A 15,900-nucleotide genomic window follows, 5' to 3' on the forward strand; every position below is an offset into this window, starting at 1 on the left:
GGGGCGCGGCGCACCGGCGCCGGCCGCCCAGGCCGGACCCCGCGTGCCCCCCGCGCCCCCCGCCAACGGAAGCCTCGCGAGCGTCGGTTCGCCGCCGTTCGACGCCGGGCAGGCGTCGCCGCGGCGGGCGGCGGTTCGCCGCCCGGCGGCCGGGCCCGTCGGCGACCGGCGACCGGCGACTGGCGACCGACGGCAGCCGCCCCCGGGCATGCGCGCCAGGGTGCCCGCTGCGCGCGCCTTGCCTGGTGTCGCTGCGCCGGACGACGCCCGACCCGCTGCCCGTCCGCCGACGCGCCCGCCAGGGCCACTCGCGTCAGCGTGAGACCGGGACGTGCACCGCCTCCACGCGGCTCGCCACCACGCGCTCACGCTCGCGCCGGTGCGCGCGCTTGCGCAGCCGCAGGATCTGCGCGACACCGATCGCCTCCAGGACGAAGATCGTCGCGAAACCGGCGCGGAAGCTGCCGCCCGTGACGTCGAGCAGCACGCCCACGGCCAGCAGCGTCGTCATCGAGGCGGTGAAACCGCCCATGTTGACGATTCCCGACGCCGTGCCCTGACGCTCCGGAGGGTTGGCCGGACGCGCGAAGTCGAAACCGATCATGGACGCGGGCCCGCAGGCGCCCAGCACCGCGCACAGCAGCAGGAGCAGCCACATCGGTGCGTGCCCCGGCCACAGCAGTACCGCCGCCCACACCCCGGCGGTCATCGACACCGTGCCCAGCGCGAGCGGTGCGCGGGCGGCGTGGTGCCGGGCGATCACCTGCCCGTAGACGAGCCCGACGGCCATGTTCGACACGACGATGAGGGTGAGCAGTTCACCGGCCCTGGCGCGCTCCAGGCCCTGCCCCTCGACGAGGAACGGCATCCCCCACAGCAGCAGGAAGACCATCCCGGGGAACTGGGTCGTGAAGTGCACCCACATGCCCAGGCGGGTGCCCGGCTCACGCCAGGCCCGCGCGATCTGGCGCCGTACGTAACCTCCGCCCATGTGGGGCGGGTTGACCACCGCGTAGCCCTTCGGATGGTCCCTGAGGAACGCGACGACGAGCACCAGCAGCAGCACGCCGCCGACCGCGCTGCCCGCGAACGTCGCCGTCCAGCCGAACACGTCGAGCACGCGGGCCAGCACCAGGGTGGTGACGAGGTTGCCGGCCATGCCGATGAGCCCAGCGATCTGCGCGATGACGGGGCCGCGCCGGGCCGGGAACCAGCGCGATCCGAGCCGCAGGACGCTGATGAACGTCATGGCGTCGCCGCAGCCGAGGAGCGCGCGGCAGCCCAGTGCCGCCCCGTAGGACTCGGAGAGGGCGAAGCCGAACTGCCCGGCGGTGAAGAGCAGTACGCCCAGCGTCAGGACCTTCTTCGTGCCCAGCCTGTCCACCAGCAGCCCGACCGGTATCTGCATGCCCGCGTAGACGAGCAGTTGGAGGATGGAGAAGGTGGACAGAGCCGAGGCGTTGATGTCGAAGCGCTCCTCGGCGTCCAGCGCGGCCACGCCGAGGCTCGTGCGGTAGGTGATCGCGACGAAGTAGACGGTGACGCCGAGGCCCCAGACCGCGACGGCGCGGGAGCCGCCGGGCGGATCGCCGTGGACCGGGACGCCGGCGGAGGCGGATGCTCTCACCGCACATCACCGTGCACCAGATCCCGCACCCATGTGACGTGGCGGCGTACGGCGGCGGCCGCGGCGTCCGCGTCCCCGGCCCGCACGCTCTCCGTGATCTCCGCGTGCTCGGCGATGCTCTTGGCGATCCTGTCCGGGTGCGCGTGCATCATGGCGACGCCCATCCGCAGCTGCCGGTCGCGGAGTTGGTCGTAGAGCCGGGTGAGGATCTCGTTGCCCGTGCTCTTCACGATCTCCGCGTGGAAGCAGCGGTCGCTCACCGCGAAGGCCGTCAGGTCTCCGGCGTCGGCGTGTGCGCGCTGCTCGGCGAGAAGCTCCTGGAGCCGGTCGATCAGCCCGGCGCGCACCGGGTCGGAGGACTTGCGCACGGCGTGCTGCTCGACGAGGAGCCGCGTCTCGACGACGTCGGTGATCTCCTGCGCCGACACCGGCAGCACCAGGGCGCCCTTCTTCGGGTAGAGCTTGATCAGCCCCTCGACCTCCAGGCGGAGCAGCGCCTCCCGTACGGGCGTGCGCGAGACGCCGACGGCCTCGGCCAGCTCGCCCTCGGTGAGCAGCATGCCGCCCTCGTAACGGCGGTCCAGCACGGCCTGCTTGACGTGCGCGTACACGCGCTCGGCGGCGGGTGGACGGCGTGACGGTGCGGCGGTCGCGAGGTCGGTGGAGACAGACATGTGCACAGCTTAGATACAACACAGATGCGTGCGTTTCCGCGTCCGCGATGTGGACGCGGCTGGTTCGCCCCCGGGCCCCGAACGCGCCGGTGCCGGGCCCCCGTTCGAGGGGCCCGGCACCGGCGGACGGAGTCCGTGCGCGTCAGGTCCAGGTCATCAGGCGCTTGGGGTGCTCCAGCACAGCCGCCACGTCCGCCAGCACCTTGGAGCCCAGTTCGCCGTCGATCAGACGGTGGTCGAAGGCGAGCGCGAGCGTCGTGACGTCGCGCGGCTTGACCTTGCCCTTGTGCACCCACGGCTGCTGCCGTACCTGGCCGAAGGCGAGGATCGCGGACTCACCGGGGTTGAGGATCGGCGTACCCGTGTCGACGCCGAAGACGCCGACGTTGGTGATGGTCACGGTGCCGCCCTGCATCGCCGCCGGGCTGGTCTTGCCTTCGCGGGCCGTGGAGACCAACTCGCCGAGCGCCCCCGCCAGTTCGGGCAGGGTCATGGCCTGTGCGTCCTTGATGTTGGGGACGATCAGGCCGCGCGGCGTGGCCGCCGCGATGCCCAGGTTGACGTAGTGCTTGTGCACGATCTCCTGATTCGCCTCGTCCCAGGCGGCGTTGGCCTCCGGGTGACGGCGCAGGGCGACCAGGAACGCCTTCGCGACCAGCAGCAGCGGGTTGACCCGCAGCCCCTGCATGTCCGGGTCCTGCTTCAGATCACGGACGAGCCGCATCGTCCGCGTCACGTCCACTGTCACGAACTCCGTGACCTGCGGCGCGGTGAAGGCGCTCTCGACCATGGCCTGCGCCGTGGCCTTCCGTACACCCTTCACCGGCACCCGCGTCTCGCGCGCCTGCGCACCGGCGACCGCGGCCTCGGGCTGCGGGGCTCCGGCGACGGGCGCGGCGGACGGGGCGGGTGCCGCCGCCGGGGCGGGCACGCGCGGGGCGGCGGGGGCGGCGGCCGCGTGCACGTCCTCGCGCGTGATGACGCCGTCGGGGCCGGTCGGCACCACCGTCGTCAGGTCGATGCCGAGGTCCTTGGCGAGCTTGCGGACCGGGGGCTTGGCCAGCGGGCGGGCCGCGGTGGCACTGCCGGGCACGGCAGCGGTGCCGGAAGGGGCAGCGGTGGCAGCGGCCTCCCGGTGACCGTTCAACTCGCCCTGCACGGCGGCCTGCACGGTGTCCTGGACGGGCTCCGGCACGGACTCCGCCGCCCCGCCGCCGTTGGCGGGCGCCTCCGCGCCCGCCGGCTGCTTCCGCGGGCGGCGCTTCGTCGGGGAGTCCGCGACGCCGTAACCGACCAGCACCGGCTGGCGCTTCTCGCCGCCCCCGCCTTCCGCCTCGCCTCCCGACGGAGGCTCCGCGGCACCGCCCTCCAGCGGTCCGGCCGACGGATCGGTGTCCACCGCGATGATCGCCGTGCCGACGTCCACGGTCGTGCCCTCGGTGAAGCGCAGCTCGTGCACGGATCCGTTGAAGGGGATGGGCAGTTCGACGGCCGCCTTGGCCGTCTCGACCTCGCAGACGACCTGCCCGTCCGTCACCGTGTCACCGGCCTGGACGTACCACTTGAGGATCTCCGCCTCCGTCAGGCCCTCACCCACATCGGGCATCTTGAACTCGCGGATGCGGGTCGCGCTCTCAGTCATCGTCACGACTCTCCTCAGTACGCCAGCGCGCGGTCGACGGCATCGAGCACCCGGTCAAGACCCGGAAGGTACTCGTCCTCCAACCGGGCCGGCGGATACGGCGCGTGGAAGCCGCCCACGCGCAGCACCGGAGCCTCCAGGTGGTAAAAGCAGCGCTCCGTGATCCTGGCGGCCACCTCCGAGCCGGTCCCCAGGAATACGGGTGCCTCGTGCACCACCACAAGCCTTCGGGTCTTCTCGACCGACTTCTGGAGGGCGTCGAAGTCGATCGGCGACATCGAGCGCATGTCGATCACTTCGAGGGAACGGCCCTCCTCCTGCGCCGCGGACGCCGCCTCCAGGCACGTCTTCACCATCGGCCCGTAGGCCGCGAGCGTGAGGTCGGTGCCCTGACGGGCGACGCGGGCCGCGTGCAGCGGCGCCGGGATGGCGGTGACGTCCACCTCGCCCTTGTCCCAGTAGCGGCGCTTGGGCTCGAAGAAGATGACCGGGTCGTCGCTCTCGATGGACTGGCGCATCATCCAGTACGCGTCCGAAGCGTTCGACGGCGAGACGCACTTGAGGCCGGCGACGTGCGCGAACAGCGCCTCCGGCGACTCGCTGTGGTGCTCGACGGCACCGATGCCGCCCGCGTACGGGATGCGGACGACGACGGGCAGCTTGATCTTGCCCAGTGCGCGCGCGTGCATCTTCGCGAGCTGCGTGACGATCTGGTCGTACGCGGGGAAGACGAAACCGTCGAACTGGATCTCCACGACGGGACGGTAGCCGCGCAGCGCGAGCCCGATCGCGGTGCCGACGATTCCGGACTCGGCGAGCGGGGTGTCGATGACCCGCTGCTCGCCGAAGTCCTTCTGGAGGCCGTCCGTGATCCGGAAGACCCCGCCGAGCTTGCCGACGTCCTCCCCCATGACGAGGACCTTGGGGTCGTTCTCCATCGCCGTGCGCAGGGATTCGTTGAGCGCCTTGGCGATGGGCATCTTCCGTACGTCCGGGGTGGTGGACGCGGCGGTGGAAGCGGTCGAAGTAGCGGCAGCGGCCATGTCAGCGGCCCTCCCCTGCGGATGCGGCTGAGTCGGCTGAGTCGGCGTCGGCGAAGGACGCGAGGTACTCGGCGAACTGGGCGCGCTCCTCGTCGACCAGCGCGTGACCGTCCGCGTAGACGTTCTCGAAGATCGCCATGGTGTCCGGGTCCGGCATGGTGCGGATCGCCTCGCGCACGTGCTTGCCCATGGCCTCGCTCTCCTCCTCGACCGAGGCGAAGAACGCCTCGTCGGCGAGGCCGTCCTTCTCCAGATACGTACGCAGCCGCGTGATCGGATCCTTGGCCTCCCACTCCGCGCGCTCCTCGTCCCGGCGGTAGCGGGTCGGGTCGTCGGAGGTGGTGTGCGCGCCCATGCGGTACGTGAACGCCTCGACCAGCATGGGCCCTTCGCCGTTGCGCGCCCGCTCGACGGCGGCGCGGGTGACGGCGAGACAGGCCAGCACGTCGTTGCCGTCGACGCGAACGCCGGGAAAACCGAAGCCGGCGGCGCGCTGGTAGATCGGCACGCGGGACTGCCGCTCGGCGGGCTCGGAGATCGCCCACTGGTTGTTCTGGCAGAAGAAGACGACGGGGGCGTTGTAGACCGCGGAGAAGGTGAAGGCCTCGGCCACGTCGCCCTGCGAGGAGGCGCCGTCGCCGAAGTAGGCGATGACGGCCGAGTCGGCGCCGTCCAGGTTCACGCCCATCGCGTAGCCGGTGGCGTGCAGCGCCTGCGAGCCGATGACGATCGTGTAGAGGTGGAAGTTGTTGACGGTCGGGTCCCAGCCGCCGTTGTTGACGCCGCGGAACATTCCCAGCAGCTTCGTCGGGTCCACGCCGCGGCACCAGGCGACGCCGTGCTCGCGGTAGGTCGGGAAGACGTAGTCGTCGTCGCGCAGCGCGCGACCCGAGCCGATCTGTGCGGCCTCCTGGCCCAGCAGCGAGGCCCACAGGCCGAGTTCGCCCTGGCGCTGAAGGGACGTCGCCTCGCTGTCGAAGCGCCGGGTGAGCACCATGTCGCGGTACAGGCCCCGGAGTTCCTCGTCCGTCAGATCTATGGCGTAGTCGGGGTGTTCGACGCGCTCGCCCTCGGGAGTCAGCAGCTGGACGAGTTCGGTGCCGGCGGATCCGTTCGCGTTCCGCTGCGCGGCGGGCGGCTTCCCGGACGTGGACGCCTTGGACGCCCTGGCCGTCTTGGCGGGCTTCGCGGACTTGGCCGCCTTCGTCGTCTTCGTGGACGCTGTCTTGGTGGACGCCGGTTTCGCGGACGTCTTCTTCGCGGATTTGGAACGCTTCGCGGTCGTCGCCGTCGTACCGTTCTGGCCGCCCGCGTCACTCTGTGCGGACGCCGTCTTCTTCGTGGCGCGCTTGCCTCCGGTGCCGCTGCGGCGCGACATGCTGCGCGCGGCAGTGCTCTCCACGGTCACGTGTGCTCCTCTTCTGTCCGGCCCCCGGGGTCGCCGGTGGCCTGGGGGTCCTCCGCCCTGGGGCGGAGGGAGGCTCGCCCGGTCCCGTACGGCGCACGGGGTGGGTGCGGCACGGACGGCAACCGGACGGTGACGATGTCTCGGCTGAGGCCCGCTGAAGCTGTTTCCCAGGACTCCATACATGCATGAAGCCGCCCTGACCTGCAACTTTGCTCGGATTTCCAAGTAAACGACTCGGAAGCACCGGCAAGCCGAAGGATCAGGGACATCACTGGTCACAGCCTCGCGGGCCTCGCAGACCCTTCCCCTACGCCTTCAGCGTGGGGAGGCCCCAAGCACGGTATCCCGCAGCTCCAGAGTGCGGGAAGGGCGGAGCCCAGACCAGTGTGTGAGACTGAAAAAATGGAAGAAAGCACCCAAATCACTGTCTTCCTGCTTGATGATCACGAGGTGATCCGCCGGGGTGTGCACGAGTTGCTCTCGGCGGAACCCGACATCGAGGTGATCGGCGAGACGGACAACGCCGCGGACGCGGTGAAGCGCATCCCGGAGGCCCGCCCCGACGTCGCCGTCCTCGATGTACGCCTGCCGGAGGGCAGCGGGATCGAGGTCTGCCGCGAGCTGCGTTCCCGTAACCCGGAGATCGCGTGCCTGATCCTCACCTCTTTCCCCGACGAGGAGGCGCGGGTGCACGCCGTGCTGGCGGGGGCCTCCGGCTATGTGCTGAAGGGGATCCGCGGCAAGGAACTCCAGTCCGCCGTACGGGAGACGGCCGCCGGACAGGTGCTGATCGCCCCGGAGTCGGCCCGCCGGGTCGTGGAGCGGCTGCGCAAGGGTGCCGTCCGCGACGGCGGGGCGAGCGGCGACGGAAGAGACGGCGGAGGCGGCGGGGGAGACGACAGGCTGTCCGCGCTCAGCGGTCAGGAGCGCATCATCCTCGACCTGATCGGCGCGGGGATGACGAACCGGGCCATCGGCGAGGAACTGAACCTGGCCGAGAAGACGATCAAGAACTACGTCTCCACGCTGCTCTCGAAGCTGGGCATGGAGCGCAGGACGCAGGCCGCCGCGTACGTGGCCCGCATGCGGGCCGGGCAGGACGGGCCTGAAGAGCGGAGCGCCTGATTCGGCGAATGGGGTGAGCGCTTCCGGGCAGAGCGGCTCAGAGCAGCACGGCACAGCTCAGATCAGCTCGGCACAGCTCACCGGCCCGGCCGGCTCACTCCTCAGGGGCTCCGGGCCCGCCGGTGTCGCCCTGGTCGGTGCCGCCGTCGTCGGTGGGCGTCTCCGAGGGCGTGTCCGTCGGGCCGCCCGTACCGCCGCCGCTGCCCGCACCGCCGCTGCCGCCGGTTGCCGTCTCGCTCGGGCTGCCGGTCGGCTCGTCCGAGGGCGAGCTCTCGGTCTCGCTCGGCGTCGTCTGCGACGGAGTCTGGCTCGGAGTCTGCTCGCCGGTGTCGCCGGTGGTCGCGCCGGGCTCCTGCTCGGTCTCGGTCGGCGTCGGAGTCGGCTTCTCCTTGGTCTTCTTGTCCTTCGGCTCCGTCGTGGACCTGTCCGGCTTGGTGTCGTTGCCGCCGTCGTCCTGGTTGTACGACGCGGCGAAGTAGATGCCGGCGGCCACGGCGATCACGGCGGCGAAGGCGATGAACGCGTACTTCACGCCGCCGCCCCCGCGGCGGCCGTCGCGGCGCGGACCGCCCTCGAAGCCCCCGTCGTCCCGGTCGGGCGGGCCCATGAGCATCGGCGGCGCAAGCGTCGAGGTGTCGCCGTGCGGCGGGTGCTGCCGGGCGTCGGCGCCGGGGACGCCCATCGCCGGAGTCGACGCTCCGCCGTGCGCGACCGGGCCGGTGTTCCACATCCCGCCCGTGTGGCTGCCCTGTTCGTGCAGCATCTGGAGCGCGTACTGGGCGAGGCCCCGCATCTCCTCGGCGCTCTGGAACCGGTCGTCCGGGTCCTTGGCGAGCGCCCGCATCACCAGTCCGTCCAGCTCGGGCGGGACGGCCTCGGAGGACTCCGACGGCGGCGCGGCCTCGTCCTGGACGTGCTGGTAGACGACCGACAGCGGGGTCTCGCCCGTGAACGGCGGTCTGAGCGTGAGCAGTTCGTACAGCAGACAGCCGGTGGCGTAGAGGTCGGAGCGGATGTCGACCGTCTTGCCGAGCGCCTGCTCGGGAGAGAGGTACTGCGGCGTGCCCATCACCATGCCGGTCTGGGTCATGGTGTTGGAGGCGCCGTGCAGGGCGCGCGCGATGCCGAAGTCCATCACCTTGACCGCGCCGGTGTTGGTGATGATGACGTTGGCCGGCTTGATGTCACGGTGCACGATGCCGTGCTGGTGGCTGTAGGCCAGGGCCTCCAGCACACCGGAGACGATGATCAACGCCTGGTCGGCCGGGGGCGCTTCGGCGTTGAGCAGCAGATCGCGGATCGTGCGGCCCTCGACCAGCTCCATCACGATGTACGGCGTGACGTTGCCGCCGATCGTCTCCTCGCCGGAGTCGTAGACGGCGACGACCGCGTGGTGGTTCAGGCCCGCGACCGACTGCGCCTCGCGCGTGAAGCGGGCCTTGGAGACCGGGTCCTCGGCGAGGTCGGAGCGCAGCAGCTTGACCGCGACCGTACGGCCCAGGCGCAGGTCCTCGGCGGCGAAGACCTCCGCCATGCCGCCCCGCCCGAGGCGGTGCGTAAGGCGGTACCGGCCGTCGCCGACAAGGCCGTTGTTGCCCCACAGCTCCGGCGATTCGGCCATCGAGCCGCCCATGGCGTCAGGGTCCGAGGGACCCCCGCCGGCCTGCGTCTGTGCCATTTGTCCTCGCCGTGAATCGAAATGCCGTCATGCCGTGGGTCGCGCGGTGCCTACCCCCTGACTCCTGGCTCATGCCCGGAGGCCCCGGGGTCGCACGCTCCGCTTTGGAGGCTACAGGCTCGGGGGAGTCGCATGGATGGGGACGGATCAGCCATCCAATCGGCTGTGGCACCCGGCTGGCAAGTTCGCAGGCGGTGGGCGCGAGGCCTTCCGCGACGGGCTCCGCGGTGCCCGTACGCCGCGGGGCACATCGGAACATCCGGTGCAGAAGTAACGGAGCGGTACAGCTGACACAGATGTGGTCACAGGTTGCGCATCCGGTTACGGAACGGGCACTGCGCTTGACGTGTCGGTGCCCTCCGGCAGACTGAGCAGGTACTGAGAATCAGCGGGTTCAGGGGCTTGAAATATGCCCTGAAAAAACTGTGCGGGGGCGTGCCGCCGAGGGGGAGCAGTCAGATGAGTGACGACGGCGGACAGGCAGCCGCGGAGTACTTGGGCCGCACGGTCGGAGGCGGCCGCTTCCAGTTGCAGAGCCTGCTCGGCGCCGGCGGCATGGCCTCGGTCTATCTCGCGTACGACTCCGTCCTCGACCGCCAGGTCGCGGTCAAGACCCTGCACACCGAACTCGGCCGCGAGCAGTCCTTCCGCGAGCGCTTCCGCCGCGAGGCGCAGTCTGTCGCGAAGCTCACACACACCAACATCGTCTCCGTCTTCGACTCCGGTGAGGACGAGATCGACGGCGCGATGGTGCCGTACATCGTCATGGAGTACGTCGAGGGCAAGCCCCTGCGCTCGGTGCTGGACGAGGACATCGCGCGGTTCGGCGCCATGCCCGCCGAGAAGGCGCTGAAGATCACCGGTGATGTGCTGGCCGCGCTGGAGGTCAGCCACGAGATGGGGCTGGTCCACCGCGACATCAAGCCCGGCAACGTGATGATCACCAAGCGCGGCGTCGTCAAGGTGATGGACTTCGGCATCGCGCGCGCCATGCAGTCCGGGGTCACGTCGATGACGCAGACCGGCATGGTCGTGGGCACGCCGCAGTACCTGTCGCCGGAGCAGGCCCTGGGCCGCGCGGTCGACGCCCGCTCCGACCTGTACTCGGTCGGCATCATGCTCTTCGAACTGCTCACCGGGCGGCTGCCGTTCGACGCCGACTCCCCGCTGGCCATCGCGTACGCGCATGTGCAGGAGGAGGCGCCGACTCCCTCGGCGATCAACCAGTCGCTGACCCCGGCCGTCGACGCGCTGGTGGCGCGGACGCTGCGGAAGAACCCCAACGAGCGCTTTCCGTCCGCGGAGACGATGCACGGGGAGTGCACCCGCGTCGGCGGGCAGGCCGCGGCCGCCGGTGCCACGCCGTCCATCGTCCAGGGAGGTCTGCCCGCGCAGAGCGGCGCGGGCGTCGGGCAGGCCGTCTTCCCGCCGGTCGGCGAGGGCACACCGCCGCCGCCCGGAGTGCAGCAGCCCTACCAACCGCAGCAGCAGTACGGCGGGTTCGGCCCCTCGACTCCTCCGCCGCCCGGCACGGCCCCGATGGGTCAGTACGCACCGGGGACGCCGTACGGAGCGCAGCCGGGCGCGGGGCAGCACACGCCGCCGCCGTACACGCTCTCGCCGCAGGGCCCCGGCGGGGGTGGCGGTCCTCGCAAGAGCAACACCCCGGTGATCGTGGGTTCGTTGGTCGCGGTGTTCATCGCCGTGACGGCGGTGGTCATCGCCTTCGTGGCGACGGCCGACTCGGGCGACGATCCGAAGGCCGACGACAGCCCGTCCCTCAGCGCTCCCCCGCCCTCGAGGGACCAGCCCGCGGCGGATTCGGGCGGAGGCGACGACGACGGGGCCGGAGGGTTCAAGCCCGAGGACAAGTCCAAGACGATCGAGACGACCCGCTGCACCAACGCGTCCGACAGCTACTCGGACAAGGGCAAGAAGATCGTGCCCGACTTCACTTACAAGAACCTGGACTCGGTGAAGAAGTGCATCAGCGCGGCCGGTTGGAAGCTCGGTGAGATCTCCCACGAGGACGAGAACATCTGGGGCAAGAACATGGTCCTGGAGCAGTCCCCCGACGGGATCGAGTACCTGGACCCGGACAAGGACAAGATCGACCTGACCGTCTCCACCGGCAAGCCCGCCGACTGATCGGGCGGCCCCGCACCGCACGGTGCCCGCGGCCGGCCGGTCCGACCGGGGCGCCCGACGCGCACCGCACGCGCCGGGCGCCCCTCCTTCACTGTCCGGGGCTTGTTCGCTCGTCGCCGGGCTGCTGCTGTACCGGTCTCTGCCTCCGCTACTCCTGTGCGGGCTCCGCGGGACGCCGGACCTCCACCGTCCGGAAACGGTCGGCGACGAACGCGCCGTCGCACAGCGCCGAGTTGGCGGCCGGATTGCCGCCGGAGCCGTGGAAGTCGGAGAAGGCGGCGGTCTGGTTGACGTACACCCCGCCGGTGAGGTTGAGCGACAGCTGCGCGCACTCGTCCATGCACGCTTCCTCGATCAGGCCCTCGGCGGCAGGCGACGTCGTGTACGCACCGACCGTCATCGCGCCCTTCTCACGCACCGTGCGCCGCAGCAGTGCGACGGCGTCGGCGGTGGAGTCCACGGCGACGGCGAAGGAGACCGGCCCGAAGCACTCCGAGAAGTACGCCGCCTCCGACTCGGGCTTCGCCGACTCCAGCTTGACGATGACCGGCGTGCGCACGTGCGCCCCGGGGAAGTCGGGATGCTCGACGGGGCGGGAGGCCAGGGCGACTTCGCCCAGCGAGGCGGCCGACTCGACGCGCTCACGCACCTGTTCGTTGACGATCGCGCCCAGAATCCCGTTCGCACGGGCGTCGTCGCCGAGCAACTTGCCCACCGCGGTGGCCAGATCGGCCACCACCTCGTCGTACGACTTCTCTCCGGCGTCCGTCGTGATGCCGTTCCGCGGGATCAGCAGATTCTGCGGGGTGGTGCACATCTGGCCGCTGTAGAGCGACAGCGAGAAGGCGAGATTGCCCAGCATGCCCTTGTAGTCGTCGGTGGAGTCGATGATCACCGTGTTGACCCCGGCCTTCTCGGTGAAGACGCGGGCCTGCCGGGCGTTGGCCTCCAGCCACTCGCCGAAGGCCGTCGAACCCGTGTAGTCGACGATGCGGATCTCCGGGCGGACCGCCAGCTCCTTGGCGATGCCCTCGCCCTCCCGCTCGGCGGCGAGCGCGACGAGGTTCGCCTCGAACCCCGCCTCCGTCAGCACCTCTCGCGCGATGCGGACCGTCAGCGCCAGCGGCAGCACCGCCCGCGGATGCGGCTTGACCAGCACCGGATTGCCCGTCGCGAGGGAGGCGAAGAAGGCGGGATATCCGTTCCAGGTCGGGAAGGTGTTGCAGCCGATCAGCAGCGAGACGCCGCGGCCGACCGCGGTGAACCGCTTGCGGAGCTCAAGGGGATGGCGCTTGCCCTGCGGCTTGGACCAGTCGGCCGCCTCCGGCGTGCGGACCTGCTCCGCGAACGCGTAGGCCACCGCCTCCAGGCCGCGGTCCTGCGCATGCGGACCGCCCGCCTGGAACGCCATCATGAACGCCTGCCCGCTGGTGTGCATCACCGCGTGCGCGAACTCGTGGGTGCGGGCGCTGATGCGGGCCAGGATCTCCAGGCACACCGCCGCGCGCACTTCCGGCCCGGCCTCGCGCCACGCCGGCATCGCCTTCCGCATCTCGGGCAGCAGCACGTCGAGGTCGGGCCGCGGGTACTCGATGCCCAACTCCAGCCCGTACGGCGAGACTTCCGTCGACGCCCAGCCGCCCTGCGGGCCCGCCGTGCCGGGCTGGCCCTCGATCTCGAAGCGCTCGCCGCGCAGCGCGTCGAACGCGGCCTGGCCCTGGCCGGCGCTCAGCGAGCCGGGGACTCCGGACTCCTCCCCGTACGCCTTGGGGTGCTCGGGGTGCGGCGACCAGTACTCACGGCTGCGGATCGCCTCCAGCGCGCGGTCGAGCGTCGGACGGTGCCTCTCGGTCAGCCGGGCCGCGGAGAGCGCGGTGCTGCCGGCCGTGGTCGCGCTGGTGGTCACGGATGCGGTCACGAACGACCAACTCCTCGTCGAGCTGGGGGCTGGGTGGCTGGCGCTGTCTTACGCTGCATCGCCTGCCCGCCCGCGTGCGTGCGCGCTGCGGTGCGGGCGGTGCTGAAGATGCGACGCCGCGGGCTGTCGGTCCTGCGGCGACAGGTAGATACTGCTACCGAACGATCGGTCGGTGCAAGGGGGACGGTGAGCCTGTGGACAACGCGGATAGCATCGGCCGCATGCCGGTCAAGCGCGACACCTACACACCCGATTCGCTGCTGAAAGTCGCCGTGGAGGTGTTCATCGAGCGGGGTTACGACGGCACGTCGATGGAGCATCTCTCACAGGCCGCCGGCATCTCCAAGTCGTCGATCTACCACCACGTGCGCGGCAAGGAAGAGCTGCTGCGCCGTGCGATAAGCCGCGCCCTCAGCGGCCTGTTCGGCGTGCTCGACGAGCCGCGGGCGCGCGAGGGCCGTGCGATCGACCGGCTGGAGCACGTCACCCGCCGCACCGTCGAGGTGCTGATGGCGGAGCTGCCGTATGTGACGCTGCTGCTGCGCGTGCGCGGCAACACCGACACCGAGCGCTGGGCGATGGCACGCCGCCGCGAGTTCGACCAGCGGGTCTCCGAGCTGCTGAAGCAGGCGGTGGCGGACGGCGATCTCCGCGCCGACGTGGACGTACGGCTGGCGACGCGGCTGCTCTTCGGAATGATCAACTCCATCGTGGAGTGGTACCGGCCCTCGCGCGCCGGCCGCGCCGGGGCCGCCACCAGCGACGAGGTCGCGGAGGCCGTCGTGCGCACCGCCTTCGCGGGCCTGCGCAGCTGACGCACGGCCGGCGGCGAACCGGGCCGGGCCGGCCGCCGTCGTGCCCCGCTCAGGCCGCCGGCGGCACCGGGTCGACGAGGACTCCCGGGTTGAGGATCCCGTGCGGGTCGAGCGCCGACTTGGCGGCCCGCAGGGCGAGGGCGAAGGGCTCGGGGCGCTGCCGGTCGTAGCCGGGCCGGTGGTCCCTGCCGACGGCGTGATGGTGGGTGACGGTGGCGCCGTGCCGGTCGAGGATCTCCATCGAGGCGGTCTTGATCTCGTCCCACATGGCCACCTCGTCCCCGCGCCGCCCGGCGGCGATGACCGTGAAGTACGGGGCGGGACCGTCCGGATACACGTGCGTCAGGCGGCAGTTGACGATGCCGCGGCGGCCGGTGACCTCCTCCACCGCCGCCCCGATCCCGGTGCGGACCGCCTCGTAGAGGCCCGGGAACCGGTCCCATGTGCAGGCCGTCTCGAAGGTCTCGGTGATCGCGCTCATCCGCGCCAGCCCGTCCCGGACGTAGGGCATGCGCAGGAAGGCCGAGCGCCAGGCGCTCACCGCCGCGTCGCCCTGTCCGGCGTCGCCGCCGTCGCCGCTCCCGGGCCTGCCCCGCTCGGGGACCCGGCCGCCGTGGTCGGCCGCGAGGGCGCACAGCTCCGCGAGGCGTCCGTCCACCGGGACGTGCGCGGACTCCACGCCGAGCACCAGCACGCTCTCGCCGTCCTTCCCGGCGCCCGCGAGGGCCGCCTCCCCCGGGTCGAGAAGCCGGCAGTTGGCCGGATGGAGCCCGGACTGCGCGACGGCTCGTACGGCCTCGGACGCTTCCCCGAAGTCCGCGAAACGGACCGCGGCGGACGCCTTGTGGACGGGACGGTCCTGCAACCGCATCCACGCCTCGGTGATCACTCCGAGGGTCCCCTCGGAGCCGAGGAAGAGCCCGTCCGGCGACGGCCCCGCTCCCGAGCCGGGCAGCCGCCGGGACTCGGCGGTCCCGGCGGGCGTGACGACGCGCATCGACTCGACGAAGTCGTCGATGCGCGTGTGCAGCGTCGCGTAGTGACCGCCGGCACGGGTGGCCAGCCAGCCGCCGAGCGTGGAGAACTCGAAGCTCTGCGGGAAGTGGCGCAGCGTCAGGCCCGCGCCGTGCTCGCGGAGCCGCTCCTCCAGGGCCGGACCGAAGACTCCGGCCTGGACGCGGGCCGCCCTGGAGGCCGTGTCGACCTCCAGCACCCGGTCCATGGCGGAGAGATCGAGCGAGAGGACGCCCGCGTGGTCGCCGCCGCGGTACTCGACTCCGCCGACCACCGAACTGCCGCCCCCGTACGGGATGACGGCGACGTTCCCCGCGCCCGCCCAGTCGAGCAGGTCCACCAGTTCCGTCTCGGTGTCCGGGAAGGCGACCAGGTCGGGGGCCGCGGCCAGATCGCCGTGCAGGGCGCGGACGACGTCGCGGTAGGCCTTGCCGTAGGTGTGTGCCGCCCGGTCGGCCGTACCGTCCGAGACCAGGTGCGCGAGCGAGCCGGGCGGCGAGACCCGCGGCGGCGCGAGGGCGATGCCGGATACGTCCGGCACCGGCAGCGGATCGGCCGGCAGGCCCGGGAGCAGCGCGGCGAGGGCGGTGCACTCGCTGTCCGGCAGCGCCTGGTCCGAGCGTCCCCAGCCCCACCAGGATCTGCCGGTCCGGTCGGTCCGGTCGCTGCGGTCGCTGCGGCCCGTAGCCGCGCCGTCCTGTGAGTGCCCGGTGGCCGCCATGACAGACCTTTCGCTCAGATGTCGCCGGAGCGTATGGACGGCCGCGCGCCAGGCGCAAGATCCACGCCCGGCCACCCGCCGCCGAAC

General features: G+C 71.5%; 11 protein-coding genes. 3 read left to right on the top strand and 8 right to left on the bottom strand.

Features of this window, described 5'->3' with window-relative positions:
* Window positions 1–313: 313 nt before the first annotated feature.
* The 5 genes from QQM67_RS22800 to pdhA form a co-directional block, all read right to left on the bottom strand.
* The gene (locus QQM67_RS22800) at window positions 314–1,627 is read right to left on the bottom strand and encodes an MFS transporter (RefSeq protein ID WP_314175912.1); all 1,314 of its coding nucleotides are present in this window, start codon (window positions 1,625–1,627) and stop codon (window positions 314–316) included.
* Window positions 1,624–2,301: a GntR family transcriptional regulator gene (locus QQM67_RS22805; protein WP_314175914.1), complete on the bottom strand. Its 678-nt coding sequence runs from the start codon at window positions 2,299–2,301 to the stop codon at window positions 1,624–1,626. The genes QQM67_RS22800 and QQM67_RS22805 overlap by 4 nt, the downstream gene beginning before the upstream one ends.
* Window positions 2,302–2,443: 142 nt before the next feature.
* Complete coding sequence (locus QQM67_RS22810; RefSeq protein WP_314175916.1) at window positions 2,444–3,943, bottom strand: dihydrolipoamide acetyltransferase family protein; 1,500 nt, start codon at window positions 3,941–3,943, stop codon at window positions 2,444–2,446.
* Between the two features lie 14 nt (window positions 3,944–3,957).
* The gene (locus QQM67_RS22815) at window positions 3,958–4,986 is read right to left on the bottom strand and encodes a transketolase C-terminal domain-containing protein (RefSeq protein ID WP_399067392.1); all 1,029 of its coding nucleotides are present in this window, start codon (window positions 4,984–4,986) and stop codon (window positions 3,958–3,960) included.
* A gap of 1 nt (window position 4,987) precedes the next feature.
* Window positions 4,988–6,394, bottom strand: coding sequence for a pyruvate dehydrogenase (acetyl-transferring) E1 component subunit alpha (pdhA, locus tag QQM67_RS22820; protein WP_314175917.1), 1,407 nt, complete (start codon window positions 6,392–6,394; stop codon window positions 4,988–4,990).
* Between the two features lie 402 nt (window positions 6,395–6,796).
* On the opposite strand from pdhA, the gene QQM67_RS22825 reads away from it, so the two are divergent.
* A complete protein-coding gene (locus QQM67_RS22825; RefSeq protein ID WP_314175918.1) occupies window positions 6,797–7,519 on the top strand; it encodes a response regulator transcription factor in 723 nt (240 codons plus the stop codon).
* Between the two features lie 94 nt (window positions 7,520–7,613).
* Here QQM67_RS22825 and QQM67_RS22830 read toward each other — a convergent pair whose 3' ends face one another.
* Entirely contained in the window at window positions 7,614–9,197 is a 1,584-nt protein-coding gene (locus QQM67_RS22830) for a protein kinase domain-containing protein (RefSeq protein WP_314175920.1), read from the bottom strand.
* 459 nt (window positions 9,198–9,656) lie between these two features.
* On the opposite strand from QQM67_RS22830, the gene QQM67_RS22835 reads away from it, so the two are divergent.
* Window positions 9,657–11,345 (top strand): protein kinase domain-containing protein, encoded by a 1,689-nt coding sequence (locus tag QQM67_RS22835; protein ID WP_314175922.1) that lies wholly within the window; start codon window positions 9,657–9,659, stop codon window positions 11,343–11,345.
* 148 nt (window positions 11,346–11,493) lie between these two features.
* On the opposite strand, the gene paaN is transcribed toward QQM67_RS22835, so the two are convergent.
* The gene (gene paaN, locus QQM67_RS22840) at window positions 11,494–13,251 is read right to left on the bottom strand and encodes a phenylacetic acid degradation protein PaaN (protein WP_314176189.1); all 1,758 of its coding nucleotides are present in this window, start codon (window positions 13,249–13,251) and stop codon (window positions 11,494–11,496) included.
* Window positions 13,252–13,484: 233 nt separating this feature from the next.
* On the opposite strand from paaN, the gene QQM67_RS22845 reads away from it, so the two are divergent.
* Entirely contained in the window at window positions 13,485–14,078 is a 594-nt protein-coding gene (locus QQM67_RS22845; RefSeq protein WP_314175923.1) for a TetR/AcrR family transcriptional regulator, read from the top strand.
* A 49-nt stretch (window positions 14,079–14,127) separates the two neighbouring features.
* Here the strand turns inward: QQM67_RS22845 and QQM67_RS22850 are convergent, their stop codons facing one another.
* Window positions 14,128–15,813: an FAD-binding oxidoreductase gene (locus tag QQM67_RS22850; RefSeq protein WP_314175925.1), complete on the bottom strand. Its 1,686-nt coding sequence runs from the start codon at window positions 15,811–15,813 to the stop codon at window positions 14,128–14,130.
* Window positions 15,814–15,900: the final 87 nt, after the last annotated feature.

Origin of the sequence: Streptomyces winkii, assembly GCF_032248595.1 — a bacterium.
GTDB classification, from domain to species: Bacteria; Actinomycetota; Actinomycetes; order Streptomycetales; family Streptomycetaceae; genus Streptomyces; species Streptomyces winkii.

Bases quoted from the DNA above. Each gene is read 5' to 3' on its own strand.
- QQM67_RS22815 (WP_399067392.1), bottom strand. From the start codon at position 4,986: ATGGCCGCTGCCGCTACTTCGACCGCTTCCACCGCCGCGTCCACCACC.
- QQM67_RS22805 (WP_314175914.1), bottom strand. From the start codon at position 2,301: ATGTCTGTCTCCACCGACCTCGCGACCGCCGCACCGTCACGCCGTCCA.
- QQM67_RS22845 (WP_314175923.1), top strand. From the start codon at position 13,485: ATGCCGGTCAAGCGCGACACCTACACACCCGATTCGCTGCTGAAAGTC.
- QQM67_RS22810 (WP_314175916.1), bottom strand. From the start codon at position 3,943: ATGACTGAGAGCGCGACCCGCATCCGCGAGTTCAAGATGCCCGATGTG.
- QQM67_RS22830 (WP_314175920.1), bottom strand. From the start codon at position 9,197: ATGGCACAGACGCAGGCCGGCGGGGGTCCCTCGGACCCTGACGCCATG.
- QQM67_RS22825 (WP_314175918.1), top strand. From the start codon at position 6,797: ATGGAAGAAAGCACCCAAATCACTGTCTTCCTGCTTGATGATCACGAG.
- QQM67_RS22850 (WP_314175925.1), bottom strand. From the start codon at position 15,813: ATGGCGGCCACCGGGCACTCACAGGACGGCGCGGCTACGGGCCGCAGC.
- QQM67_RS22835 (WP_314175922.1), top strand. From the start codon at position 9,657: ATGAGTGACGACGGCGGACAGGCAGCCGCGGAGTACTTGGGCCGCACG.